Genomic DNA, 24,746 nt, shown 5'->3' on the forward strand with positions numbered 1-24,746 from the left:
ATGATTTATCCATAGATATTTAAATGTTTACATACAAAATCTAGTATCAAATTTTCAAATTACTGTATGACAAATCATTGATGATTTCAAAGAAGAAAAGTTGAATCCGTGAGTGGCCAAAACGAAAACCACTAATAGTGCAGGAGGAAAATCGAATGGACAAAAGAAGTGAAGAGTCATCACAATTTGCACGTACATCAAAACAACAAGAGCCTAATAAAAGAAAATGGTACGGAACAATTATAGGTAGTGCATTTCTTATCGTACTTCTCGCTTCAATGGCAACTTGGTTTTTCGTTGGAAATGCATCTAAGGATAAAAGCTCTGTGACAGTTAATCAAATTCGTGAAATCGCGACGCTTGCAACGGCTGAAGCGCATATCGAGACAACTATTGAAGAAGAGAATAATGAGTTGTTAGGCATAAAATTGCCATTTAATTTAGCCGGAACAAAACAAAAAATTTTACTCGTTGTTCCTGGTACAGTCATAGCAGGAGTTGATTTGAAAGAAATAACGTCTGAAGACATTGACGTTAATGAAGAGGAAAAGAAATTAGATATCGTCTTACCCAAGGCAAGTTTTCTTCAAGAACCGGCAATCGTAATGAATGACGTATCTTATGTTTCAGATGAAGGATTCCTTCGTGGAGAAGTTACATTTGACGAGGGGACCGATTTAATGAAAAAGGCACAAAAAAATATTAAAGATGAGGCTGTTGAGATTGGTTTATTAGTTACAGCGGAACAAAATGCCGAAAAATTTTTGACTGGCTTCTTCGATAATCTTGGTTATGAGGTAAGTGTAACCTTTGAATAATAAAGAAAAGGAGATCTAAACAGTGATGCTATAGATCTCCTTTTTGCTTGGTGTCAAATCACGAAACAATCTCACTCATCAACGCATGCGTGTTACCCTCAGAGTCCTTGAAAAAAGCCATCCACGTCTCGAGATTCTCCATTTTCGCGACGAGGTGCGGCTCGTCGATAAACTGAACATCTTTCGCCAAAAGCTGTTCATACGCCTCAGTGAGATGGTTCACTTGGAGATATAGCACAGAGCTCGCTTTCGCAAAATCTTCATTTTCGGGACGCGACAGCATGAGCCGCACACCGCTACATTCTAAAAAGGCGAGGTTGTCTGCCTGGAATAAGAGCGGAAGCTGAAGCGTGTCCCGATAAAAACGTACCGCGCGATCCAAGTCGTGCACCGGCACATAGATTTGTCTGATTTGCTGAATGAGATTCAAACGACATCCCTCCTGAATTAGGTTCTATCACGAGTGTAGCGAATTTATCCTGGATTCCCTTCCTGTTTAACGAGTTTGGCGGATCCGTTGAACTATGAATAGTCCGAGCGCCAAAATGACGGTTAGGACAATGAACGTGAATCCCAAATAGAAGGGTGAACCGGTCGTCCCAATGGCCACCTCGTTTTGAAACATGGTGACGTTATCCGCCTCGGCGATGATATCGGGTTCGTAGTTCAGCGTGCGGATGAAGCCAATCCCGAACGTGGCGATAATGTACATCACATGGAGTGCTGCGGATAGGAGAAGAGCGAGTCTGATTGTTTTCAAAATGGTACTCCTTTTTGGATATAATCATGTATAACGATAGTATAGCGAGGATTTCCTAAACCTGACAGACAAGGAGTGAGACTCATCGAAACCGTTTATTTAGCAGGGGGCTGCCTTTGGGGCGTCCAAGCGTTCATCAAGACGTTACCGGGCGTCGTCGAGACAGAAGCAGGGCGAGCGAATGGGACGACGGATTCACTCGATGGAAAATATGACGGCTACGCCGAATGCGTCAAAACGACGTTCGATTCGAGCATCGTCACGATGAAGGATTTAATGAAGTACTTGTTTGAAATCATCGACCCATACAGCGTCAATCGTCAAGGCGAAGATGTCGGCGAAAAGTATCGGGCCGGCGTCTATAGTACCGACCCGCGCCACTTGGAAGTCTCGCGCACGTTTATCAATAGTCGGAGCGATGCGAAGCAAATCGCGGTCGAGGTATTACCGCTCACGAACTACATCCGAAGCGCGGACGAGCATCAAGACAGGCTTGAGCGATGTCCGGACGATTACTGCCATATCCCGAAGACATTATTAGAGAAGTACAAACAATGAGCCGACACGATGCCGTGTCGGCTCATTTGTTATGCGCGCTCGAGGACGTTCACGAGCAAGCGATGCACGACCTCGTGGTCACGCACGTCATGCAGTTTGTAATCTTTCCCCGGTAACGTATACCACTCGGCCGCCCCGACGTACGTGATGGCGAGCTCGAGCGTGCCGTCTTCCTGACATGTCGTCCGTAATTCAAGTTCTCCACTGATGACGCCGACTTCCTCGGTCATGACGCCGTGGGAGGCTTTAAATACTGAAGAGTGCTGGTTCATAGCGAACTCCTTTCAAAACTCAATAGATGCAAGCATTGATGGCCGTTTGCAAGGCCGTCTTTTCTGTGGATTGGAGGCTGAGGCCCCAACGGCTCTTCGTCTCGACCCACATCTTCGCGTAGGCACAGCGCGCACCGGTACGTGGCGGCTGCCATGTCGACGGGTCTTGGTCCCCTTTCGAACGGTTCGAGCTGGCCGAGACGGCGATGAGCTGCGGCCCATTCAAATCATTGGCGAAGCTTTGACGCTTCGTCGTCGTCCAGCTGCTTGCGCCTGAGCGCCACGCTTCGGCCAAAGGTACGACATGATCGATGTCGATGTCAGACGCTGATGTGAATGTGATGCCGTCATAGTAACTGTACCACTTACCGGTGGTGACCGGACACTCATCGATGACCGAGTCGGCGTCGCGTTTCAAGACGATGTGCCGCGTGTTACACCCGTTCCCTTGGCTGCTCCAATGGGGGAACAAGTCACGACTATAGCCGGTCATCGACCCTTCATTTTTCACCGTCAAGGCGTTTAATTTAGATAACGCCATTGACTTAGATGGGATACCTGGTGGGAGCGCCGAAGCGGTTGGCGTCGTGAAGTGAAGCGTTGTGATGACCAAGATGATGGCGAATAACGAACTGATGCATTTTTTAAGCATGTTTGTGCCTCCTATTATGTATGACGACTGGACGAGGTGCATCGTAAACGCACGATGCACCTCGAATATACATGGCAAGGAAGTGAGAAATACGCAAATTTACGAAAAATGAATCTAACGATTATAAAACTTGAGGTCAGGGACATGATACATGACATCAGACGTCCCGGCTTTAGCACTACTGACATACGCGTAGGCACCAACTATTGGTATAATGAAGGCGGTTTGTAGTAAAGGACGAAGGAGTTGGGATGAATGAATCAAAAAGACATCGCGGCGATTCGCAAGCATTTCAAGTTGAATGCGGAAGCGGTCAAAATCGCTGACATTTATAATATTTATATTCGCCAAGACAGCAACGAGATTTTCCATGAGGAGTTGCGCTCGTTCCCGTTCGTCGAGCAGGAGCATCAAGAGCTGTTCCTCGCCAACTTCAAGAAAGTGCTCGGCGGCAAGATTGACGAGAAGTTGTTCGAAGTGAAGTTTCAGCATCCAGAAGCAGGTCAGACCGATCATACGCAAACGTTATTGTATGAGGCACTCCGGACAGACGACATCGAAGAATGGGCCGGCATGATGCAGCGGGTCGCACTCAAGATGGTGCAGGACGCACCGTTCGAGAAAGACATGGTCATCACGTTCATCCGCTTCAAATACAATAAGCCGACGCGTCGCCATTCGGAGGAGACGGAAATCGATATGCGTGACGAGGTATGGACATCGCGGTTCATTCTCGGCAGCATCAACCAGACCGAGCTCCCGAAACAGTCACTCGTGTTCGACTATATCGAGCGAGAGTTCAAATCGAACATCTTTATCAACCCGGTCATCAAGCTCGACGCCCCGGTCGGCGGCTTCTTGTTCCCGTGCTTCACGGACAATGCGGCCGACGTCAACCATATCCTGTATGCGGCGCAGAAGGCACACCAACCGGACTTCGGTTTCATCGAGAACGTGTTGAACGGGACCGAGATCGTGACGGCCGTCGAGGAAAAGGCGATGTTCGAGGAGGTCGTCAAAACTGTCATCGGCGAAGAAGTGAACGTCGGGACGCTCGCCACTGTCTATGATGAAATCAATCAGATGATTCTCGCCGAAGAGGAACGCGAGGACGAGGACGAGAGCGTGCCGATGATTGACGCCCGTACCGTCGAAATCGTGTTGAAGGCGAGCGGAGTCGAGGATGTGACGACGGAGAAGGTCGAGCAGGCGTTCCAACAAGTCGTCGACGACCGGCAATATGAGATGAAGGCGAGCAGCGTCGTCCCGAAATACACGTCGAAGTCGATTAAAATCAATACGAAAGTCGCCAATATCTCGATCAGTCCGCAAGACCTGAAGTACGTGAAGCAAGTGAACGTGAAAGGGAAACGATGCCTGTTGATCGAATTAGAAGAGGATACAGAAATCGAAGGGTTCAAATTGATTTCGGAAGAACTGTTGGACTGACTTTAAACGGACGGAGGCGAGCGGGTGCACCCTTTAGACATCTTTGAATGGATGACGGCAATCGGCATCCTCTTGTTGATTGTCGCCACTTCCTTTTTATTTCGTGGGAAATGGCGGCGTGCAATGCGAGTGCTCGCCGTTGCGTACGTTATCACCTATGGGGTGTTCTACCTCGTCCGCCCATATTGGATGAATCATCAGATTGATCGAGACGTCGTAGCGCTTGAGTCGTATCTTGAGTCGCGCTATCCGGACGAGACGGTCACGATTGAAAGCATCCCCTACGGAACGGACGGCTTTGAGAGCATGAACCCATACACGCTGTTCGTCACGTTCTCAACAGAACCGGACGCGGAATACACGTATGTTGTCGAGGATGGGACGCACATCCGTCAGACGAGTCATAGTTCAATCCAAGAAAATAAGTTTGATTTTCTTCATTTGGAAGACTAAGGTTCAGACATTCGTCTGAGCCTTTTTTTGTCAATCACGTGAGGATAGTTGAATTTCGGAACGGTTATCGGTATGATGCTCTTGAAAGCGTTCTCTCGGTAAGTCTTATTTTTTTAAAATTTATCGAAAGCGCTTTCGGTACGAGTGAGGACAACAAAAAACCTCAATCCTTCTCCATGTGGAGAGGCGTTGAGGTCTGATGGATGATTATTTTTTCGCCTTGCTCACTTTCAACTTCTTCCCTTTGATTGGCGTTGATTCCATCGCCTGAAGGACGAGTGAGCCTTTGCCGTTCAAAATGTCGACGTACGTCATTTGGTCGTTGATTGTGATGATACCGATATCGTCTGCCGTCACACCAGGAATTTTGGCGATTGTACCGACGAAGTCGATGGCGCGGAGTTTTTTCTTCTTCCCGCCGCTGAAGTGAAGCTTCATGATGTCTTGGTTGATGCGGGCCGTCTTGTTGTTGCGAACGACGCGTCGTCCGCTCAACTTCTCTTCGAAAGCGGCTTGGTTGCGCGCGACTTCTCTTTCAGTCGGTGCATCCATTTCCGGGATGTCGAACTTGATGAACGCTTCGATGGCGCGAACGAACTTGCCTTCATGCGGCGTCGCGAGCGTGATCGCTTTTCCGGCGTTGCCGGCACGGCCTGTGCGTCCGGTCCGGTGCACGTAGCTCTCTTTTTCCATCGGCACGTCATAGTTGATGACGAGGTTGACGTTATCGACATCGATTCCGCGCGCTGCGACGTCGGTCGCGACGAGATAACGGAAGTTACCCATCTTGAAGCCTTCCATGACGGCGAAGCGGTCTTCTTGCTCGAGGCCACCGTGGAGGCGTTCACACGAGTAACCGGCTTGATCGAGTTCGCTGTACACCGTGTCGACGTGTTCTTTCGTCCGGCAGAAGATGAGGCAGCTGTCTGGATTTTCGACGACCGTCAAATCTTTCAGTACGGCGAGCTTGTCTTCACGGCGCACTTCAATCAAGCCATGTTCGATCGTCGAAGCGGTGACACCGCTCGATTCGATAGCCACACGGATTGGTTCGTTCATGTGCTTTTGGCATAAACGCTCGATGTCGTTCGGGAACGTCGCTGAGAACACCATCGTCACGCGGTCGCGCGGCAATTCTTGAAGAATCGCCTCGACGTCAGCGAGGAAACCGCGGTTCAACATCTCGTCGGCCTCATCGATGATCAAGTAATCGATTTTATCGAGGACGAGCGTCTCCCGTTCGATGTGGTCCATGACGCGTCCCGGTGTCCCGACGACGACGTGCGTCTTCTGTTTCAATTCATCACGTTGCTTCGAGAACGGTTCTTTGCCGTAAACGGCAGTCGCCTTGATGCGTTTGAAACGACCGATGTTCGTCATATCCTCACGGACTTGGACGGCGAGTTCGCGCGTCGGTGTGAGAATCAGCACTTGCGGCTTGTTTTCTTCCCATTCGATGAGTTCCGTGACTGGAATCCCGAACGCCGCTGTCTTACCACTCCCGGTTTGGGCTTTGACGACCAAGTCTTGACGCTCGAGTGCGAGCGGGATGACTTTCTGTTGGACCTCGGTCGGTGATTCGTATTTCATGATGCCTAGTGCACGTTGGATATCTTCGCTTAGGCGATAGTCAGAAAATTGTTGTTTACTCATAATTAACCTCATTCTTTAGTGAAAACTTCTGCTTCAGAAAATTTCAATAGCATATTTGAATACAGTCCATTATAGACCGAATCCATGAAGGAAAGCGAATCGCAGTGGTTCAGCCAAAGTCTGGTTCCATCGGGTCAGGCTGGATGATATACAAAATGAGTTCATCATGCGAATCCCACAATCGCTCAATATCCACCTCATTTTGTTGGAGGAAAGCTGCCTTTAGCTCCGGACAGACATAGTGTACCAAGCCTTCGTCTTGGGCAAGCGAAAACGTTTCTTCATCATCATATTGTAGGACAAGAGGTTGTTGGCAGACCGTACAGTCACCAATCTCGTACCGGTGAAAACCGGATTTCACCTCATGGACGAAACATTCGGCACAATACGACTTCAGCGGATCACCAAAGTGACCAAATTCATCGGTTTGAACACATTCACGATTTTTTTGACAACGTACACATCGAGACATTATAGAACACGCTCCTTTACTCATCTACGTTAAAACGTAGCATGGGAAGAATGAGGGTGCAATCATCACCTTATAAGATTTATGTGTAGGTATAAGAAAGGGTGAAAACGAATCATGGCAAACAAACAAGACGGACTCTTTATAAGGTTGAGTCGAACAAGAGAGGTCGTCTTACAAGACGGCGTCGAAACAATCATCAAACCCGTCCCGGACGCTGATGTGACCGGTGACCTCGACCCGCGGGTATTGGCCGTCATCCAAGGGTATGACGCATCCGAGCCGGAAACGTCATTCGACTTGGCGTCGGCCCGTGCCAGCATGGGCTGGCCGAACCGTGACGTGACGACGATGGACATCACGACAGACCACGTTTTGATTCCGAGCGCTGACGGCGACATCCCGGCGCGCCTGTATCGGCCGCGCACGGAAGAGACGTTACCGGCCATCCTGTTCTTCCATGGCGGCGGTTTCTTCGGCGGGACGCTCGATACGGTCGAGAACCCGTGTAAACTGCTCGCCGAGAAAGCGAACGCCCTCGTCGTCTCGGTCGATTACCGGCTCGCGCCGGAGCATCCGTTTCCGGCAGGACTGAACGACTGTTACCGGGCGCTCGAATGGGTGCACGAGCGTGCCGATGACCTCAGGGTGTCACGCGACGACATCGCGGTCGCCGGTGACAGTGCCGGTGGGAACTTGGCGACGGCTTGTTGCTTACTCGACCGATCGAACGAGAGAAACATGATTCGTTTCCAGGCGCTCATTTATCCGGTCGTCAATTTAGGATCGATTCCAACAGACGACTACGAATGGACGCTGGACGACTATGAAATCAAGCATCATCACGACTTGATTCGTGGAGTCGTCCGGGCGCTCGCTGACAATGAAGGATTCTTCAACCAGCTTTATTTACAGGGCAAGGCCGAGCTGACCGACCCGCTCGTGTCGCCGTTGTTCGCGGATGATGTGAACGGCTTACCGCCCGCTTTGATCATTACGGCCGAATACGACTACCTTCGTCTCGAAGGTGAGGCGTACGCGCGTAAACTCGCACGCGACGGCGTACCGACGCGACTGATTCAATATCGCGGGATGGACCACGCCTTTATGGACAAGCTCGGCGACTTTCCGCAAGCCGAAGACTGCATGATCGAAATCGCAAATGGAATGAAGGAGATGACACGATGAAGACTTACACATTGAACTGGGATACATATAAACAACTGGCGCGGACAGCCGTCGCAGAAGGGGCCGTCCTCTTGAAGAACGAACACGCGACGCTTCCGATTCAAGCGGGGACGACCGTTTCCGTATTCGGGCGCAGCCAATTCAACTACTACAAGAGCGGCACAGGATCAGGCGGGATGGTCAACGTCTCGCATGTGACGAGTCCGCTCGAGGCGCTTCAGGCGACAGAAGGCATTCAATTGAACGCGTCGCTTCTTGAGATGTACGAGACGTGGGTCGAGGCGAATCCGTTCGACCAGGGTGTCGGTTGGGCCGGTGAGCCGTGGTCGCAGCCAGAGATGGAGGTGACGGACGAGCTCGTCACAAAAGCGGCCGCAGCTTCTGATTTGGCACTCATCTTCATCGGACGCACGGCCGGTGAGGACCGAGATAACACGGCCGACCCGGGCAGCTATTTGTTGACGGACATCGAGCAGGCGTTGATCGAGAAAGTGTCCAAACAATTCGCGAAAACGGCCGTCGTTTTGAACGTCGGCAATATCATCGACATGGACTGGGCGCACCAACCGAGCGCAATCCTTTATACGTGGCAGGGTGGAATGGAAGGTGGGACCGGGCTCGTCGACGTCTTGACGGGTGCTGTCACGCCATCTGGTAAGTTGACCGATACGATTGCCAAATCGATTGAGGACTACCCATCGACGAAAAACTTCGGACATGCGGACAAGGGCATCTATCAAGAAGACATCTACGTCGGGTACCGCTATTTCGAGACGTTCGCCAAAGATTCGGTGCTCTATCCGTTCGGCTTTGGCTTATCGTATACGACGTTCACGACCGACGTCGCGACGGCGAGCGAACAGGATGGCGTGATCACGGTGACCGTCGATGTGACGAACACAGGCGCCGTTGAAGGAAAAGAAGTTGTCCAGCTGTACGTCGAGAAGCCACAAGGCACGCTCGGCAACCCGGCTCGTTCACTCGTCGCCTTCGATAAGACGGACACACTCGCACCGGGGGAACGGACGACGCTCACACTCAGCGTCCCAGTCACGGACTTCGCGAGCTATGACGATAACGGCGCGACAGGGCACGTATCAAGCTTCGTTCTCGAGGCCGGGACATACGAGCTTCACCTCGGGACGGACGTCCGCACGGCGCGACCTGTATTTACGTATAATGTAGATTCGCTTCAAGTCATTGAAACGCTCAGTGAAAACATGGCCCCGGTCACTCCGTTCGACCGCATCAAGCCGGTCGTCGGTGAGAATGGCTATTTGGTCGAATACGTGCCGACGCCGCTCCGTGCGGTCGATGTCGATGCACGCTATCTCGCCGAACGTCCGCTCTCGCGCGACTACGTCGGTGACAACGGCTTAACACTGAAGGACGTTTACGCCGGCAAGGCCGAACTCGAGACGTTCCTCGATCAGTTGACGGATGAAGACCTCGCCTGCATCGTCCGTGGACAAGGGATGAACTCGCCGCGCGTGACACCGGGAACGGCCGCCGCGTTCGGTGGGGTATCGGACCGCTTGAACGACCTCGGCATCCCAGCAGCATGTTGCGCGGACGGCCCGTCCGGCATCCGGATGGACATCGGGACGAAGGCATTCGCCCTTCCGAACGGGACGCTCCTCGCTTCGACGTTCAACGTCGAATTGGTGGAAGACCTGTTCGAGATGACCGGACTCGAGATTCGGAAAAATCGTGTCGATACACTCCTCGGACCTGGGATGAACATCCACCGCAACCCGCTGAACGGCCGGAACTTCGAGTACTTCTCGGAAGACCCCCACGTAACCGGTAAGATGGCGATCGCTCAATTGAACGGGATGCATCGCGTCGGCGTGACGGGAACGCTCAAACACTTCAGCGCCAACAACCAAGAGGCGCACCGTCACGATATCGACTCGATCGTTTCGGAGCGGGCGCTGCGTGAGATTTACTTGAAAGGGTTCGAGATGGCTGTCAAAGAAGGCAAGGCGACATCAATCATGACGACGTATGGCGCCGTCAACGGCGTCTGGACGGCTGGACTCTATGACCAGAACACACGTATCCTCCGGGACGAGTGGGGCTTTGACGGCATCGTCATGACCGACTGGTGGGCGAAAGTGAACCACCATGAAGACGAGCCGGCGAACCGTCAGAACACGGCGGCGATGGTCCAGTCGCAGAACGACTTGTATATGGTCGTCGACCGTCCGGACACGAACTCGTTCGATGACAACACGGGCGCGGCTCTCGCGGCCGGGTCGCTCACGCGCGGTGAATTGCTCCGTAGTGCGGCGAACATCTGTCGTTTCGTCTTGCAGTCACCGGCGATGGAGCGCGAGCTCGGCATTCACGACGGGACGGTCGAGGTGATCGGGCTCGACGAGGAAGCCGGACAAGCCATCGACTTTGATGTGACGTATCGCCATCTCGAAAACGGGGAGAGCGTCAGTTTGAGTGACGCCGACACATCGACGGGGAACACGCATGTCTTTGCCGTCTCGGTCAATGAGACAGGGACGTACGACGTGACGATCACGGCGAAGTCGGACGCAGGCGAACTCGCCCAGATGCCGGTCACGTTGTTCGCCAACAACATCCCGGGCCCGACGTTCACGTTCAACGGCACGGACGGGGAATGGGTGACGCAGACGAAGCAAGTGTTCTTCTTGAACCAACACAACTATTTGCAGCTCTACTTCGCGCTCGGCGGTCTCGACGTGAAAGACATCACGTTCACGCTCGTCGACTCGTTCAGCATGAAAAACGGCTGATGAGCCCGATCGCTTCATCGTATACGTCTGGCCGCCTTTCACACATCACGAGCTATTCTGTATAATGAAGTCAACATCTTGTGATTGGAAAGGGGGGCGCATATACGTGGAAAATCGTTTGAGATTTTCTAAGTCTTCAATCACTCATGCAAAGCCAGTTGTCACAAAGGCGATCATTTGCATGGGGCAGAACGGTTAATTTGATCGCAATCTAGTCTTTTACAACAATGGCTTTGCTTCCTTATTGTCGGATTTTTTATAAGGAGCGAGCAGAGATGAAGTACGTAAATGCGCAACAGATTCTTCCAGAGAAGTTGCTTCAGGAAGTTCAACGATACGTCCAAGGGGAGACACTTTACGTTCCCCGGACCGGTCAAGACAAGAAGCGCTGGGGAACGGTCAGTGGTGGGAAACAGCTGCTTGAAAAACGGAATGAAGCGATTCGAACATCCTTTGCGAAGGGGACTCGGGTCGAGCAGTTGGCCGCTGACTATCATTTAGCGGTCACGACCATTCGGAAAATCGTCTACTCTTCACAGTAACTAGCGGTACAGCGCATTTTTTGCGACTGTACCGTTTTTGTATAGAACAGTTCTAATTCAAAGTCGGTACAATCGGGTCGTCCAAAATCCTTTACACTGAAAGGAGTCAGGATTGAGAAAGGATGACTGAATATGCAAGAGCGTTTTATTGAGAACCACCAATTTAATTTCATTCGAGAGCAAGTCGAGACGATTCGAGATAGTCGAAAGAAAAGTTTACCGTCTTCCGTGTTACAAGCCGTCATCGATTTGGCAAATGCCAAAATTGCTTTTCTGTTTCCTGAAGCGACACCAGCTCGGCTTGCCATGTTGGACGTATCAAAGTTACAAACTGACGAAGCCTATGATGGGTTTATAGATGAGTTAAGACCTCACGTCCGGTCGTTTCCGCAAGTGTCGGTACAGCAAGTGAAAAAAATGTTTCCCAAACAGAAAAAACTGAGACTTCCAGACCGAGATGATCTCAATGTGAATCGGATATCTTATATGAGCTGGAACGACCTGCGCTCCAATCGGAAATATATCGTTTGCGAGAAGGACCATCAGCTCATGGGAATCGAGCTTAAGGCAAGCTCGAATGCGAAGAAAAATATTTGCGCCTTCTGTAACCAGTTGGCAGAAGTCTCGTACTGTGTCACCATCACAAAAGCGAAACAAGCGAAAAATCCTGACTATTATAAAGCGATTGGGACGTATATTTGTACAGACAGTGCCTCATGCAACGAGAACATGACGAATCTTGACGCCTTGATGACGTTCGTCGAAACGGCGTTAAAAGAGTAAACGGAGAATCGACCATGCGTCGATTCTTTTTTGTGGAGCTTAAAACCAAGCGCATTTTGTTGTCTTTACAAAACCTATACAGGATTGACTCGGTGTTGAAAAAGCTTCTTAACAAATTTCCTTTAGTCTACAAAAGTCTAGAAACGCAGTACATATTCGGGAGGGACTAAGGAAATGAAGAAATCGATGAAAAAAGTGATTCCATTGGCGGTCGTGTCGACACTTGCACTTGGTGGGCTGATTGGGATGCAACAAAATGAGGCCGAAGTACAGGCGAAAGAAGGAAAGAACGGCAAGGCGAAAAACGTCATCTTTATGATTGGGGACGGGATGGGTGTGCCGTACACGACGGCGCTTCGTTATATGAACGATACAGAAGGGGTAGATATGCCGCAGACGGCATTCGACCCTCACTTGGTCGGATTACAGTCGACGTATCCTGAAGATGAAGAAGAGAACGTGACAGACTCTGCGGCAGCGGCCACGGCGATGAGCGCCGGTGTCAAAACGTATAACAATGCCATCGCGGTCGATAACGATAAGACGGATGTGAAAACCGTCCTCGAGCAGGCAAAAGAGAACGGCATGTCGACGGGGATCGTCGCCACGTCTGAAATCACGCATGCGACACCGGCCTCGTACGGTGCCCACGAAGAAGAGCGCAAGAGTGAGAACGCCATCGCTAACGATTATTATGATGATTTAATCAATGGGGAACATAAAATTGACGTCATGCTAGGCGGTGGGACCGAATTCTTCGAACGCTCGGACCGCAATATCGCGAAACAGTTTCAACAAGATGGATATAGCTATGTAAAATCGGCAGAAGAGATGAAGCAGGACAATAATGAACAAGTGCTCGGCTTGTTCGCCGAGGTCGGACTCGACAAGATGATCGACCGGGACGACAGCCAGCCGAGCCTGGCTGATATGACGACGTCGGCGCTCGATCGCTTAGAGGACAACGAAGATGGATTCTTCTTGATGGTCGAAGGCAGTCAAATCGACTGGGCCGGTCATGACAACGATGTCGTCGGCGCGATGAGTGAAATGAAAGACTTCGAGAACGCATTCACAGTCGTTGAAGACTTTGCGAAAGAAAACGGGGAGACGTTGGTCATCGTCACGGCCGACCATTCGACCGGAGGCTTCTCGATCGGATCGGACGGGAACTATAACTGGGACCCGGCTGCGATTCAAGCTGCAAAACGGACGCCGGACTTCATGGCGAAACAGATTGAAGCAGGAAAAGATGTGGAAACCGTCTTGAACGAATGGATCGACCTTGAGCTGACGGATGCTGAAATCAAATCGGTCCAGCAAGCTGCCGAAACGAAAGACGTGACGAAGATTGACAATGCGATTGAAAAAATCTTCGACGTCCGCTCAGGAACGGGTTGGACGACGGACGGTCACACTGGGGACGACGTACCGGTCTATGCGTACGGTCCTCAAAAAGAGCAGTTCACGGGCATGATCGATAACACGGATCAAGCCGCTCGCATTTTTGAGCTGTTAGAAAATCGTGGGAAAATCAAATAATAAAATTGGATTTATAGATGACGCGGACAGTTGCCGCGTCGTCTTTTTGTTTAGATTTAGCTTGTATGTAGCACTTTGATTGCGTGTCGCAACGTCTCGACGTCCTCGTTTCTCCAGCCGAGTCGATCCACGGCATTGATGAACTGACGTGTCGCTTTGATGAGGGCATCTTTCAATTCCTCAAGCGATACAGTCCCCATAGGCGTCTTAGCATGACCATCTTCTACAAAGGTGAGCTCAACTTCTGTGGCGGTCACCTTTTTAGTGGCTATCCGGATCGGGCCGTCCATGAATTGAAACGAGTATGTCTCATGCAATGGGGCGAATAAGAGGGCGCGGGCATTAGCAATCCACCAGTTCAAGACGACGGCGACGAAATCAGACCATCCTTGTCCCGGGAAATAAGCATAAGCATCGATGACGAAGGCAATATTGCCGATGATATGTGTCTCATAAATTAAAGAGTCGAGATCTACTTCGATTGAAACTTGACTGTTCATAAAAACTCCTCTCAACGATCAGCACAGAAAAATACAATGAACTGAACCATAGTTGGGTAAATACTCGTATACATGGTACCACACACAATCGGAGGGATGACGATGAACACGCTCTACATGAAACAAAAGGTTTTCAGCCTGCGCGGACGTTTCACCATCAAGGATGCGGATGAGAACGATTTGTATTTCGTCGAAGGAAGCTTCATGAAGCTTCCGAAGTCGTTTACCATCTCGGACAAAGACGGCCATGAGATTACCACAATCACGAAAAAGACGTTCAGTTTCTTGCCGAAGTTCTATGTCGACGTCGAAGGCCAAGAGACGGTCACGATTTCGAAAGAGTTTACGTTATTCAAACCGCGTTATACGATTGATGCGGCCGGAATCGATGTGCAAGGCAACTGGTGGGACATGGACTTCCAAGTGATGCAGAACGGCCAAGTCATCGGCAGCGTCCAAAAGAAATGGTTGTCATGGGGTGACAGTTACGAGATTCAAGTGATGGACGAGACGATGGAGCACATGCTCATCTCAATCGTCGTCGCCATCGATTGTGCGAAGTCAGACCAAGCCGCAGGTGCTAGCGCGGCGACATAAAGGGGATGGAACGATGGAGTTTTGGGATGTATATGATGTGGACCGTAAGAAGACGGGGCGGACGTGGCAACGAGGCAACCGTCTCGAGATAGGTGATTATCACCTCGTCATCCACGTCTGCATCTTCAACAAGGACGGACAGATGTTGATTCAGCAACGCCAGCCGTTCAAGGACGGTTGGGCGAACATGTGGGACATCACCGTCGGGGGCAGCGCCACGGTCGGCGATACGAGCCAACAGGCGGCGATGCGCGAGCTTGAAGAAGAGATTGGGCTAAGACTAGATTTATCGGAGACGCGACCGCATTTGACGGTCAATTTTGACGAAGGCTTCGACGACATCTATCTCGTCGAGGCTGAAGTCGATTTGGATAGCCTGACGCTTCAGGAATCAGAAGTGCAGGCCGTGCAGTGGGCGGATGAGAGGACCATCCTCGACATGATCCGTTCAGGTGAATTCATCCCATATCACGAGGGGATGATTCCATTATTGTTCGCGATGCGAGGACAGTGGGGAGGAATCAATCATGTGGCAGCCGTACACGTGGATCAATGAACCGGATGAAGTAAATGCAAGTGAGCGCCTGACGTTCCAGACGTTACCAGACACCGACTTTTGGCGGAACACCCATTACGGCTTCAACCGGATGACAGCGCACGCTTTCGTTACGGACGTTTCGGCCGAACGCTTCACGTGCCGAGCGACGATTCAGATGGGGCCGAGCCATACATTCGATCAGGCCGGCATCCTGTTGTACGTCAACGACGACCATTGGCTCAAGACGTCCGTCGAGTACATCCCGGACGGACCGTCACACCTCGGGGCCGTCGTCACGTCCTTTGGTTATTCGGATTGGTCAACGCGCGATTTCCCGAACAAGGACATACAAGGACGGTTGACGTTCGAACTCGTCTATACAGATGGGGATATCGAGGTGTTCTTCGAATACGAGGATGGTACGCGTGAGCAGTTGCGGATTGCCCATCTCCACGACGTGTCGACGTTACGCGTCGGACCGTACGCCTGTAGTCCGGATACGGAGGCGCCTGGATTCACGGTCACGATTTCAGATTGGATCGTTACGGAAGCAACGACTTGAGTCATCAGTCGATGCTTTTTATCAAAATTAGGCGAGAATACTCCCGCTTCTAAACGTCGCGGGCGAAGCCCTAGTGAAAGTGGGCTATGAATCGCCAACCTCTCTTTTGGGTATAAATACCTAGAGGAGGTGAACATCTTGTTGAAGCATAAAGCGTATAAATTCCGGATCTATCCGACAAGAGAGCAGGAGGTCCTGATCGCCAAGACGATCGGTTGTTCACGCTTCGTCTTCAACCACTTCTTGGCGAAGTGGGAAGAGACCTACGAGGCGACAGGAAAAGGCTTGTCCTACGGCTCCTGTTCGAAAAAAATCCCTGTACTCAAGCAAGAGTTCGACTGGCTGAGGGAGGTCGATAGCACCTCTGTCCAAGCGAGCGTCAAGCACCTGGCCGAGGCGTGCGACCGCTTCTTCAAGAGACAGAACGGACGGCCCCGGTTCAAGTCGAAACGGAACCCGGTCCAATCCTACAAAACCAACATCCAAGGCAAGTCTCAACTTCCTGAGGTGTCGATCGTCGGGAACAAGCTCAAGCTGCCGAAGCTGAAGTGGGTCCGGTTCGCCAACTCCAGGGTTGTCGAGGGCCGGATCATTAGCGCGACGATCCGCCGGAACGCGACGGGCAAACACTTCGTCTCCCTATGCGTCGAGCAGGTGATCGACGAGCTGCCGAAGACCGGCTCAACCGTCGGCGTCGACGTCGGACTCAAAAACTTCGCCGTCCTGTCCGACGGCACGGTGTACCAAAACGACCGACACTTCCGTTCGCTCGAGAAGAAGCTCGCCCGCGAGCAGCGCAAGCTGTCGCGGCGTCGGTTCATCGCCCTGAACAAGAACGTCAAGCTGTCCGAGGCGAAGAACTACCAGAAGCAGAAGCGCAAGGTCGCCCGCATCCACGAGAAGATCACCAACAGACGTACCGACTTCCTGCACAAGGTATCGACCGAGATCGTCAAAAACCACGACGTCATCGGCATCGAGACCCTGCTGGTGAAGGATATGCAACAAAATCGCCGGCTGAGCAAGTCCATCTCCGAGGTCAGTTGGTCGGCGTTTTTCCGCATGCTCGCATACAAGGCGGACTGGTACGGCAAGACCGTCGTGAAGGTCGGAAAAACGTTCGCCTCGAGCCAGCTCTGTTCGAGTTGTGGCCATCGACACAAGGACGTGAAGCATCTCGGTCTGCGCGAGTGGACATGCCCGGGTTGCGGGATTCATCACGACCGCGATGTGAACGCAGGACTGAACCTCAAACGCGAGGCCGAGCACATCCTGGCCTCTTCAACCGTCGGGACGACGGGGCTAGCCTGATCAGGTTCCGGTCGTCAGACCGGATGACCCAGGAATCCTCCACCTCCAAGCGAAGCGTAGGTGGGGGTAGTTCAAGTCATTTTCATTTCACTTTAAGAAAATGGTTGAATCGAGGCATGGAAAAATTTATAATGGCGTTAACGAAAGCGCTTTCGGAAAGCGGTTTCAATTTGTACGTCACTCAATAAAGGCAAGGTCGATTGTGTCGTCCCTGCCTTCATTCATGCCAAGGGAGGAAATGTAATGAAGAAATGGGTCGCACTTGCACTCGGGACCGGTCTTGTCTTATCAGCCGCACAAGGCGCTTCTGCCGAAAAACCGGAGAAAAAAGACAACACGAAATGGAAGCTCGTCTGGTCGGATGAGTTCAACAAATCAGAGATCGACCAAACGAAATGGAACTTTGACACGGGGAACTGGTTAAAAGACGCCGAAGGCACGCCGGTCACACCGGGGTGGGGAAACAATGAGAAACAATTTTACACGGACAAAAACGAAAACGCTTTCGTAGAAGACGGGAACCTCGTCATCCGTGCCAAAAAAGAACAAGTGACAGACGAACTCGGGTCATACGATTTCACATCAGCGAAGTTGACGACCAAAGGCAAGTTCAGTCAAACGTACGGCCGTTATGAGATGCGTGCGAAGCTCCCGACCGGCAAAGGGTTATGGCCAGCGTTCTGGATGTTGCCGGAACAGGACCGCTACGGCGCCTGGGCCGCGTCTGGTGAAATCGACATCATGGAAGCATGGGGCAGCCAGCCTGACAAGGTCGCCGGCACAATCCATTACGGCGAGAACTGGCCGAACAATAAATATACAGGCAAAGACTACCACTTTGAAGAAGGCGACGGCATCGACAAATGGCATACATATGCGGTCGAGTGGGAGCCAGGCGAGTTGCGTTGGTACGTTGACGGGAAATTGTATCAGACTCAAAACGATTGGTACTCGAAAGGGTTGAACCAAGCGACGAAATACAGCTATCCGGCACCGTTCGACCAAAACTTCTATTTGATTATGAACTTGGCCGTTGGCGGCTGGTTTGATGGGGACGTCGATGCGACGACACCGTTCCCGGCTGACATGAAAGTCGATTACGTTCGCGTCTTCGATTTGAAGAACCGCGACTATCGCGAAGCGGTCGAACCGGTGTATACGGATGAAACGATTGTACTTCCGGATGGAGCGAAACAACCATCTGAAGACGGAAACCTCGTCTATGACCAAGCCTATAATGAGCCGATCACGACCGTGACGAACGGTTCGCAGGCGCTCGATCCAGTGAATTGGAACTATGTGGCGCTACCGGACTTCGGTGGGGCCGGATCAATCGATGTGATTGAGCAGGCAGGTTCACGCTTCGCGGATATCTCGATCACGCAAGCAGGCAGCCAGCCGTACTCGCACCAATTGATTCAAAACGTATCCCTCGGTAAAGGCGGTCACTACAAAGTGACGTTCGACGCGAGTGCAGACTCGGCCCGCTCGATTGCTGTCAAAGTCGGCGGCGGACCAGACCGCGGCTACGCCAAATATTCGGATGAAGGTTCGTTCGATTTGACGACCGACGTCCAAACGTATTCGATGACGTTCGACATGACGGAAGACACGAATCTCGCGGCACGCCTCGAGTTCAACGTCGGCCTCAGCACGGCAGGCGTTCAAATCGGGAACGTCCGCGTCGAACAGACACCGCGTGAAGCGCTCGACCCGAATGCGACGAAACCAGCGCTCGGCGACGGCAACCACGTCTATAACGGCACGTTCGATCAAGGGGCGATGGACCGGTTGACGTACTGGCAGTTCGACCCAGGCGCAACGAAAGGCACGGGCACGGTTGATGAAGAAGCTCGTCATTTCGAGTTCGTGACGAACGCGAAGAAAGGGCAACCGGCAACGCTCGTCCAAAACGGCATTCAATTGACGGAAGGCCGTGAGTACGTGCTTCGCTTCAACGCGAAATCGGAACGCATCAAATCGCTTCAAGTCGGCTTGAACAGCTTGGATGGGGACGCGTATCTCCCGCTCCAAGACGTGGCGTTGACGCGCGATTTCCAATCAATTGAAATCCCGTTCACGATGGATCAAGAAACAGACTTGTTGAGCCAACTTCAATTCGTCCTTGGTTCGGCTAAAGGGACGATTACGCTCGATGACGTGCAGTTGTTGGATGTGACACCGGTCGAAGTGGACCCGTCGCCGCTCAAAAACGGTTCGTTCGCTGAAGGATTGACGCATTGGGGCTCATACGTCCACTTTGACGCCCAAGCGGCGGTCGAAGCGGTGAATGAGGCGGCTCAGTTGTCGATCACACAAGAAGGACAAGAGCCGTGGAGCGTGCTCATGGAACAGGGCGGTCTCGAGTTACATGCAGGTCAAACGTACGTCGTGCGCTTTGACGCCAAATCAACAGTGGCCCGTAACATGGAAGTGACGATTGAGAATGCGGCGTACACGCGTTACTTGAGCGAAATCGTCCAAGTCACTCCTGAGACGAAGTCGTACGAGTTCGAGCTCACGATGGGCCAGACGGACATGACAGCGATGAAATTCTTGCTCGGCCGCACGGACGGCTCGCCGCTCGGTGCGCACGATGTGACGATTGATAACGTTAGCGTGACAACGAAATAACGGAACAAAAGGAGCGCCTCGATGATGTCGAGACGCTCCTTTTTGTCATTGAACTTTTTTTCGGCTAATCAACCGCGCCGTCCGCAGCAAGGACGGGAGTAACTTCCGTCGCTTGCGGATGGCCAAATATCTGGCTTCCCACGTCGGTTTGAACTTGTGTTTGAACTGACGGAGTCCACTGAACGGATAGATGTAACTGATGTTCTCGAAGATGTCAGCCGCAATTCGCTCCGGCCAGTACGCGAACGGTTGCTCACCGACCGAGGCGAGCGGTGCCATGCCGAGACCGACATGGGCGTAGTCATTGGCCCGAGCCCACTCGATCACATGCAGAATCAGCACTTCGATCGATCCGGGCAGGGCGTCACCGTGAGAGCGCATCAAATCGATGGAGACAGTGTCACTACCGCGGAGCAACGTGATGAAGGCGACGACTTGTCCCGTCTCGTCACGAAGCAGGGCGACCGGATAGTGGGACAAGGCCTGCTCGTTGAAAAAGCCGAGCGAGAACCCTTTCTCACTTCGATTACCGAGCCAATCATCCGAGATGCCGCGCAATGACGCAATCAGCTCGGAAGACGGGTCCATGACGATGTCGGCCGTGTAGCCCCGCTTCGTGAATTGATTATGGAGCGAGCGCATGTTGGCGCGCTTTTTACCAGTGAGCGAAAACGTGGCGACGTCGACCGTCGCCTCTTCACCGAGTTTGAAGAACGTGAAACCGGCGTCGTGCAGGCGCGGCATCCAGTCCGGGGTGACTTGATAAAAGAGCGGGATATAGCCGAGCCGGTCCGTTTCTTCGATAAAGGCGAGCAATAGGTGTGACGCGGCGTCTCGCGCTCCTTGCACATCCCCGAGGACGATGGCGTGATTGCCAGATACGGCGAACAAGAGACACGCCTCGTCGTCCGGCCCATAATAGACGAGTTTGTCGTTCATATAGGCCAAGTCGAACGCGCTCGTCGTCGCATGCGTGGCTTGAAACGCCGCGAAGCGGGACGGTTCAAACGACGTGCCGAGCTTTGGACGTTTCAACCGGTTGAACAGCGTGAAGATGCCAATCAACAGCAGTCCGGACAAAACGACGGCGGCGATGCTCAACGCGGCGGCAGCTTCCGGATCGAAGAAAATCGTGTCGGTCTGACTGAACGACTGCAGCAGGAACGCATGCGTACCGACATAGAGGCCGACATAGGCGACGTTGCGGACGAAGCGGCTGACGGTCACGATGGAGCGATAGCGTTTGTGCTGGGTCCGGGTCAACCAGACAAACAAGGCGAACCCACCGACGACGAACGCTTCAAACAGATTGAAGCCGCGCGCGATGACACCGATACTGGCAATGAAAACTGCGACCCCGACGAGCCAGAGCACACGCTTCGTCCGAATGTACATCCCGAACGTGGTCAGTAGCGTCAACAGACCGGCCGTGAACAGCGCGAGCGTGCCAACCCACTGTAACCAGAGGGCGGTCGAATAGAGCGGTGACACGCTCGGTAACAGCGTCTGGAACCACAAGACGAGGCTCGCATCAATGCGATCAGGCTTCCGGCGAGCCGTCCGGTCTTGGCGAGTGTGCGCGACACGATGCGCCAGACGACGGTCCCGATTTCATAGGACGACCCGATGATCGGTTTATACTCGATCTGTTTGACGACCTGGTCCCCGAAGACGAGGGCCGCCAAGAATAGGCCGATCATGAACGGGACGATGAAGTAGACGAAGCGATAGACGATCAAAGAAGATAAGACGATCTCTTGGTCGATGCCGAGCTGGGTCATCCCGACGAGGTATAATAGATCAAACGAACCGACACCACCCGGGACGAGCGAGACGACCCCGACGATGGTCGCGACGATGAAGACGCCCATCATGGCCGCGAGCGGTGCTTCGCCTCCGAGCAAATGCAGGGCATACAAGGCGACGAGTCCGGCCGTCACCCATTCGGCGAGCGACGTCGCGATATAGCCGAGCAATGTCGACCAATCTAAGTTCGAACGCTTCCGCGTCACATAGATATAGAGCGGTAGGACGGCGAGTGTCGCGAGGAGCACGGGCCAAATCCATTGTTTCGTTTCGGTGAGCGCGCTAGCTGGGAAGAGCCCGAGCAGCACGCCTGCGGCAAGCAACGACAAGCCGCTGATGAGCGTCGGGGTCATCCAACCGATGGCCCGGAGCAAACGCAACGTGTCCGTATATGGACGATACAGCGACGTCCGGAGCGCGATGCCGATGACGCCGCCAAACCCGATCATGCCGTTCATCGCGTTAGTGATCCATGCCGCGCGAAGCAGCTTCGAGAGCGGGATATGGACGTCGAGCGAGCGCAGTAAAAAGTAGTCGTATCCGGTCATCGTCAAGACGGCGACGAGGCCGAGTCCGATCAAGGCGATTTGTTCAAAGCCCGTCAACGCCTCTAACGTTTGAAACGCCGCGGCGAGAGACAGGTTTTGGAGCTCCTGGCCGCTCTGATAAAGAATCAGTCCAATCAATAGGAATGGAAGCAACCATTTCAGTTGTTTCCAGGAAAATCGCTTTTGCATCGTATGTACTCCTTCTGACTTGATTAGCTAAAGTGTACTCAATCGAGTCGCGTAATCATAGTACGAGTCAAAGGGGGAGACGGATTCAAAATCAATGAGATTCGTGAATCGCGGGAATGTAGACTGTAAGGGCAAGAAACAGGACGAGTGAACGAAAATCAATCTGATACATTGGAACAAAGGGGGTGGACTGAGATGCTGACGTTTGAAGAGAAGTGGGAGAAAGTGCTCGCCTGTGACGCGGCGTATGACGGACAGTTTTATACCGCGGTCAAGACGACCGGGATTTACTGTCGGCCCTCGTGCCGCTCGCGGAAGCCGAAGCGGGAGAATGTCGATTTTTATGAGACGAAAGCGGAAGCGGAGTCGTCCGGCTTTCGGCCGTGCAAGCGATGTCAGCCCGAGGTCGACCGTAGTCCGGCGAGCGCGCTCGTCCATGACGTGACGGCGTTCGTGCTCACGCATTACAAACGACCGCTCAAGCTCGAGGAGATTGCCGAGCACGTCAACTTGAGCCCGTTCTATGTCGAGCGGACGTTCACCCAAGCGACGGGCGAGACGCCGCGCCGTCTGCTCGAAAAGGTTCGCATCGACAAGGCGGCCCATCTTTTGCGGACGACGGACATGAGCAATCTCGCCATCTGTTATGAGGTCGGCTTTCAAACCCCATCCAACTTTTATCGCGTCTTCCGACGGCTAAAGGGATGTTCACCGAGCGTGTATCGAAAGGGGGAAGCCGATGAGCCGCTCATCGTTCGAGATTCACGTCACCGCTCCGTTTGATTTTCAGCAATGTCTGCTATTTTTACGACGCTCAAACGATGAAGTGATGCATGTGGCCCGCGAAACGTCCGTCTCGAAGCTGTTCGATGTGGACGGACGATTGCTGCTAGGGGATATCATGGAGACGGCTCACGGCCTCGTCATCGCGTTCCCGGAAGACGACATCACGAGCTCGGAACAGAAACACGTGGAGCGCTACGTCCGCGACTGGTTCGACCTCGACCAAGACGTCGCGGCGTTCGTACGGATGGCCGAGACGGATGAACTGTTGCGTCCGCTCGTCCGAGAGTACGAGGGGCTGCGCCTGATCGGGTTCCCGGACTTGTTCGAGGCGCTCACGTGGGCCGTCATCGGCCAACAGATCACACTCTCGTTCGCCTATACGCTGAAACGACGGTTCGTCGAGCAATATGGACCATCCCGGGAAGTGGACGACGTGACGTACTGGGCTTTCCCGACCCCAGAGACGATCGCGCTGCTCGATCCGAGTGAACTGAGACCGCTCCAATTCAGCACCCGAAAAGCAGAATATATCATCGGCATCGCCCAGGAGATGACGGACGGACGATTGTCGAAACAGCAGTTACGCAGCGAGCCACCCGACGTGATGCATGAACGGTTGTTAAGCTTACGCGGTGTCGGGGAGTGGACGGCCGCGTATGTCCGGATGAAGTGTTTCCAAGATCCGACGGCGTTCCCGGTTGCGGACGCTGGTCTGCATCAGGCGTTGAAGCATCACCTCGGGCGAAACGACAAATTGACGGCAGACGAAGTGAGGCAGTACGGGGAACGCTTTGCCGGGTGGGAAGCGTACGCCACATTCTATTTATGGAGGTCATTGTATGGAGACGTATAGACTGGACTATGTGAGTCCAATTGGCATTCTAGAGATGGTCGGGACAGAGACGGCCATCCGCTCCATCCTGTTCGTCGAACGCGATGATGTCCGCTTTGAAGCGGAGGAGATGACGCCGGACGTGTTGACTACGTGCCACCGAGAAATCGAGGAGTATTTCAACGGACGTCGCCAATCGTTCACGTTCCCGTTTGAAGTCGAGGGGACGGTGTTTCAACAGGAAGTGTGGCAGGCGCTGGTCATGATTCCATACGCCGAGACGACCTCGTATCGCGAACTGGCCGTGACACTCGGCCGGGACCGCGCCGTGCGGGCCGTCGGCAGTGCCAACGGGCGCAACCGGTTGAGCATCGTCCTCCCGTGCCATCGCGTCATCGGATCGAACGGGACGTTGACTGGCTATGCGGGCGGCCTCTGGCGAAAGGAATGGCTGCTTCGACACGAGCAAGCCAACGCATATTCAGGCCTGGTAAAAAAACATCTACCCTTCCATATCTGATACAATGGAGAAG

At 52.7% G+C, this 24,746-nt stretch carries 26 protein-coding genes; 17 read left to right on the forward strand and 9 right to left on the reverse strand.

Annotated features, from left to right (window positions below):
* The first annotated feature begins 155 nt into the window (after positions 1 to 155).
* Positions 156 to 818, forward strand: a complete 663-nt coding sequence (locus tag KNP60_RS09285) for a DUF4230 domain-containing protein (RefSeq protein WP_214797333.1) — start codon at positions 156 to 158, stop codon at positions 816 to 818.
* 58 nt (positions 819 to 876) lie between these two features.
* On the opposite strand, the gene KNP60_RS09290 is transcribed toward KNP60_RS09285, so the two are convergent.
* Positions 877 to 1,248 (reverse strand): VOC family protein, encoded by a 372-nt coding sequence (locus tag KNP60_RS09290; RefSeq protein WP_214797334.1) that lies wholly within the window; start codon positions 1,246 to 1,248, stop codon positions 877 to 879.
* 66 nt (positions 1,249 to 1,314) lie between these two features.
* A complete protein-coding gene (locus tag KNP60_RS09295) occupies positions 1,315 to 1,578 on the reverse strand; it encodes a hypothetical protein (RefSeq protein WP_214797335.1) in 264 nt (87 codons plus the stop codon).
* Positions 1,579 to 1,662: 84 nt separating this feature from the next.
* Between KNP60_RS09295 and KNP60_RS09300 the strand changes: the two genes are divergently transcribed.
* A complete protein-coding gene (locus tag KNP60_RS09300; protein ID WP_214797455.1) occupies positions 1,663 to 2,136 on the forward strand; it encodes a peptide-methionine (S)-S-oxide reductase in 474 nt (157 codons plus the stop codon).
* A 29-nt stretch (positions 2,137 to 2,165) separates the two neighbouring features.
* On the opposite strand, the gene KNP60_RS09305 is transcribed toward KNP60_RS09300, so the two are convergent.
* Both KNP60_RS09305 and KNP60_RS09310 read right to left on the reverse strand, forming a co-directional pair.
* Positions 2,166 to 2,408, reverse strand: a complete 243-nt coding sequence (locus tag KNP60_RS09305) for a hypothetical protein (protein WP_214754506.1) — start codon at positions 2,406 to 2,408, stop codon at positions 2,166 to 2,168.
* A 19-nt stretch (positions 2,409 to 2,427) separates the two neighbouring features.
* Complete coding sequence (locus KNP60_RS09310; RefSeq protein ID WP_214754504.1) at positions 2,428 to 3,060, reverse strand: HNH endonuclease family protein; 633 nt, start codon at positions 3,058 to 3,060, stop codon at positions 2,428 to 2,430.
* A 255-nt stretch (positions 3,061 to 3,315) separates the two neighbouring features.
* Here KNP60_RS09310 and KNP60_RS09315 point away from each other — a divergent pair, with 255 nt between their 5' ends.
* Complete coding sequence (locus KNP60_RS09315) at positions 3,316 to 4,509, forward strand: DUF4317 domain-containing protein (protein WP_214797336.1); 1,194 nt, start codon at positions 3,316 to 3,318, stop codon at positions 4,507 to 4,509.
* 24 nt (positions 4,510 to 4,533) lie between these two features.
* Positions 4,534 to 4,962, forward strand: a complete 429-nt coding sequence (locus KNP60_RS09320; RefSeq protein WP_034780350.1) for a hypothetical protein — start codon at positions 4,534 to 4,536, stop codon at positions 4,960 to 4,962.
* A gap of 207 nt (positions 4,963 to 5,169) precedes the next feature.
* Here the strand turns inward: KNP60_RS09320 and KNP60_RS09325 are convergent, their stop codons facing one another.
* Positions 5,170 to 6,615, reverse strand: a complete 1,446-nt coding sequence (locus KNP60_RS09325) for a DEAD/DEAH box helicase (RefSeq protein WP_214797337.1) — start codon at positions 6,613 to 6,615, stop codon at positions 5,170 to 5,172.
* A 109-nt stretch (positions 6,616 to 6,724) separates the two neighbouring features.
* Positions 6,725 to 7,087, reverse strand: a complete 363-nt coding sequence (locus KNP60_RS09330; RefSeq protein WP_214797338.1) for a hypothetical protein — start codon at positions 7,085 to 7,087, stop codon at positions 6,725 to 6,727.
* A 114-nt stretch (positions 7,088 to 7,201) separates the two neighbouring features.
* On the opposite strand from KNP60_RS09330, the gene KNP60_RS09335 reads away from it, so the two are divergent.
* The 5 genes from KNP60_RS09335 to KNP60_RS09355 all read left to right on the forward strand — a co-directional run bounded on the left by KNP60_RS09335 (position 7,202) and on the right by KNP60_RS09355 (position 13,910).
* A complete protein-coding gene (locus KNP60_RS09335; RefSeq protein ID WP_214797339.1) occupies positions 7,202 to 8,272 on the forward strand; it encodes an alpha/beta hydrolase in 1,071 nt (356 codons plus the stop codon).
* Positions 8,269 to 11,043 (forward strand): glycoside hydrolase family 3 protein, encoded by a 2,775-nt coding sequence (locus KNP60_RS09340; RefSeq protein ID WP_214797340.1) that lies wholly within the window; start codon positions 8,269 to 8,271, stop codon positions 11,041 to 11,043. Before KNP60_RS09335 ends, KNP60_RS09340 begins: the two co-directional genes overlap by 4 nt.
* Positions 11,044 to 11,318: 275 nt before the next feature.
* A complete protein-coding gene (locus KNP60_RS09345) occupies positions 11,319 to 11,585 on the forward strand; it encodes a CD3324 family protein (protein ID WP_214797341.1) in 267 nt (88 codons plus the stop codon).
* A 132-nt stretch (positions 11,586 to 11,717) separates the two neighbouring features.
* Complete coding sequence (locus KNP60_RS09350; protein WP_214797342.1) at positions 11,718 to 12,368, forward strand: FusB/FusC family EF-G-binding protein; 651 nt, start codon at positions 11,718 to 11,720, stop codon at positions 12,366 to 12,368.
* A gap of 174 nt (positions 12,369 to 12,542) precedes the next feature.
* Positions 12,543 to 13,910, forward strand: coding sequence for an alkaline phosphatase (locus KNP60_RS09355; protein WP_214797343.1), 1,368 nt, complete (start codon positions 12,543 to 12,545; stop codon positions 13,908 to 13,910).
* A gap of 56 nt (positions 13,911 to 13,966) precedes the next feature.
* Here KNP60_RS09355 and KNP60_RS09360 read toward each other — a convergent pair whose 3' ends face one another.
* A complete protein-coding gene (locus KNP60_RS09360) occupies positions 13,967 to 14,410 on the reverse strand; it encodes a hypothetical protein (protein WP_029596418.1) in 444 nt (147 codons plus the stop codon).
* Positions 14,411 to 14,512: 102 nt separating this feature from the next.
* Here KNP60_RS09360 and KNP60_RS09365 point away from each other — a divergent pair, with 102 nt between their 5' ends.
* The 5 genes from KNP60_RS09365 (at position 14,513) to KNP60_RS09385 (ending at position 20,052) form a co-directional block, all read left to right on the forward strand.
* Positions 14,513 to 15,007: an LURP-one-related/scramblase family protein gene (locus KNP60_RS09365; RefSeq protein ID WP_214797344.1), complete on the forward strand. Its 495-nt coding sequence runs from the start codon at positions 14,513 to 14,515 to the stop codon at positions 15,005 to 15,007.
* A 13-nt stretch (positions 15,008 to 15,020) separates the two neighbouring features.
* Entirely contained in the window at positions 15,021 to 15,563 is a 543-nt protein-coding gene (locus tag KNP60_RS09370; protein ID WP_214754478.1) for an NUDIX hydrolase, read from the forward strand.
* Entirely contained in the window at positions 15,535 to 16,107 is a 573-nt protein-coding gene (locus KNP60_RS09375) for a DUF1349 domain-containing protein (RefSeq protein ID WP_214754476.1), read from the forward strand. The genes KNP60_RS09370 and KNP60_RS09375 overlap by 29 nt, the downstream gene beginning before the upstream one ends.
* Before the next feature lie 138 nt (positions 16,108 to 16,245).
* Positions 16,246 to 17,418 (forward strand): IS200/IS605 family element RNA-guided endonuclease TnpB, encoded by a 1,173-nt coding sequence (gene tnpB, locus KNP60_RS09380; RefSeq protein WP_214797345.1) that lies wholly within the window; start codon positions 16,246 to 16,248, stop codon positions 17,416 to 17,418.
* A gap of 243 nt (positions 17,419 to 17,661) precedes the next feature.
* Positions 17,662 to 20,052 (forward strand): carbohydrate binding domain-containing protein, encoded by a 2,391-nt coding sequence (locus tag KNP60_RS09385; protein ID WP_214797346.1) that lies wholly within the window; start codon positions 17,662 to 17,664, stop codon positions 20,050 to 20,052.
* A gap of 45 nt (positions 20,053 to 20,097) precedes the next feature.
* On the opposite strand, the gene KNP60_RS15505 is transcribed toward KNP60_RS09385, so the two are convergent.
* Both KNP60_RS15505 and KNP60_RS15510 read right to left on the reverse strand, forming a co-directional pair.
* Positions 20,098 to 21,570 carry a phosphatidylglycerol lysyltransferase domain-containing protein gene (locus tag KNP60_RS15505; protein ID WP_251131377.1) on the reverse strand — a complete coding sequence of 491 codons (1,473 nt, stop codon included), beginning with the start codon at positions 21,568 to 21,570 and terminating at the stop codon, positions 20,098 to 20,100.
* Positions 21,468 to 22,595, reverse strand: a complete 1,128-nt coding sequence (locus KNP60_RS15510) for a lysylphosphatidylglycerol synthase domain-containing protein (RefSeq protein ID WP_251131378.1) — start codon at positions 22,593 to 22,595, stop codon at positions 21,468 to 21,470. Before KNP60_RS15510 ends, KNP60_RS15505 begins: the two co-directional genes overlap by 103 nt.
* A gap of 195 nt (positions 22,596 to 22,790) precedes the next feature.
* Here KNP60_RS15510 and KNP60_RS09395 point away from each other — a divergent pair, with 195 nt between their 5' ends.
* From KNP60_RS09395 to KNP60_RS09405, 3 genes are read left to right on the forward strand one after another with little or no spacing between them, the layout of a single operon-like run.
* Positions 22,791 to 23,378: a bifunctional transcriptional activator/DNA repair enzyme AdaA gene (locus tag KNP60_RS09395; protein WP_214797347.1), complete on the forward strand. Its 588-nt coding sequence runs from the start codon at positions 22,791 to 22,793 to the stop codon at positions 23,376 to 23,378.
* The gene (locus KNP60_RS09400; RefSeq protein ID WP_214797348.1) at positions 23,335 to 24,234 is read left to right on the forward strand and encodes a DNA-3-methyladenine glycosylase family protein; all 900 of its coding nucleotides are present in this window, start codon (positions 23,335 to 23,337) and stop codon (positions 24,232 to 24,234) included. Before KNP60_RS09395 ends, KNP60_RS09400 begins: the two co-directional genes overlap by 44 nt.
* Positions 24,221 to 24,733 carry a methylated-DNA--[protein]-cysteine S-methyltransferase gene (locus KNP60_RS09405; RefSeq protein ID WP_214754464.1) on the forward strand — a complete coding sequence of 171 codons (513 nt, stop codon included), beginning with the start codon at positions 24,221 to 24,223 and terminating at the stop codon, positions 24,731 to 24,733. Before KNP60_RS09400 ends, KNP60_RS09405 begins: the two co-directional genes overlap by 14 nt.
* Positions 24,734 to 24,746: the final 13 nt, after the last annotated feature.

The sequence above is a fragment of the Exiguobacterium sp. s5 genome (assembly GCF_018618075.1).
Lineage (GTDB): Bacteria > Bacillota > Bacilli > Exiguobacteriales > Exiguobacteriaceae > Exiguobacterium > Exiguobacterium mexicanum_A.